This is a genomic window from Methanocalculus sp. (assembly GCF_029762515.1).
In the GTDB taxonomy this organism is placed as follows: domain Archaea; phylum Halobacteriota; class Methanomicrobia; order Methanomicrobiales; family Methanocorpusculaceae; genus Methanocalculus.
Window position 1 is genome coordinate 1 of the sequence record NZ_JARVGN010000567.1, and the last position, 1,003, is coordinate 1,003.

Genomic DNA, 1,003 nt, shown 5'->3' on the forward strand with positions numbered 1-1,003 from the left:
TCCTTGACCTCGATAACCATCGGGTCAGCGGCAAATGCTCCCGGGTCACGGCCCGCGAGTTCAGCGATCTTGGCGTTAATCTTGCCGACGTCCTCAGTCTCCATGATGTTGACGAGTTCGACCTGTTCCTGGAAACGCTTGATTGCAGCATCGTCGAGGTTTTCGATGAAGGGAATAGCTCCCTCTGCGCCGACGATCTTTCCACCTGAAACGCCTCCTTTATGGAGTGCGTCAAGTGACTGGCCGCTTAAGTGTCCCTTGACCTCTGTACCACAGAGGAGTACGAACCTGATATTGGGGTTTGAGATGATGTTTGCGATGATCTTTTCAAGCCCGAGGTTCTCGGTCTTGCATGATCCGCATAATGCAGCTCCGCTTGCACAGATGCCTGATTCATCAAGGTGGGATCCCATGGTGACAACAGCTACACAGCTGTTTGCGTCGCCTGAATGGTAATCTCCCTTGACCGTTGGCCATCCGCTTGCCGGTGATTTCTTATCTGCCATCTTTATTCACCCCAGAACCAGGATCGGTACCATCACGAAGATCAAGGCAAGGAGAAGCCCGGCGATAAATCCAGGCATTCCGGCAGCCATAATTCCAGAATCAAGTTTGTTGGTCCTGGCGATGATCTGCGCCTTGTATCGGATGTTCTCAGCCATGTTGTCAATTGATGTCATTCTGATGCTTGAACCTGCCATTTTACTCACCCCATCAGAAGGAATCCAAGAATGGTAAATATTACCACAAGACCAATCATCAGCCCTTCGATTTTTCCAGAGTATACGCCTGCTGCGAACCTGTCACGGTACCCGATGTCGGTGACCATTCCCTGGATGATCTTCATCCGGGCGTGGATCAGTGCAAGTTCTCCAGAGAGCGGTTTGACTTCGCCGGTTGATTCTTCGCCACCTGCTCCACCTGCCTCCTTGACCTCGATAACCATCGGGTCAGCGGCAAATGCTCCCGGGTCACGGCCCGCGAGTTCAGCGATCTTGGCGTT

Annotated in this window: 2 protein-coding genes and 1 pseudogene; all 3 read right to left on the reverse strand. The window is 52.4% G+C overall.

The genetic code is table 11. The features are described 5' to 3' along the window. The coding region (gene mtrA / locus QCH34_RS13235) for a tetrahydromethanopterin S-methyltransferase subunit A (protein WP_300334798.1) at positions 1 to 506 on the reverse strand (506 nt) is incomplete at its 3' end. Between the two features lie 6 nt (positions 507 to 512). Next, entirely contained in the window at positions 513 to 701 is a 189-nt protein-coding gene (locus QCH34_RS13240) for a tetrahydromethanopterin S-methyltransferase subunit F (protein WP_300334799.1), read from the reverse strand. Positions 702 to 706: 5 nt separating this feature from the next. Further along, positions 707 to 1,003 (reverse strand): annotated as a pseudogene (locus QCH34_RS13245) (tetrahydromethanopterin S-methyltransferase subunit A); the annotation flags it as partial.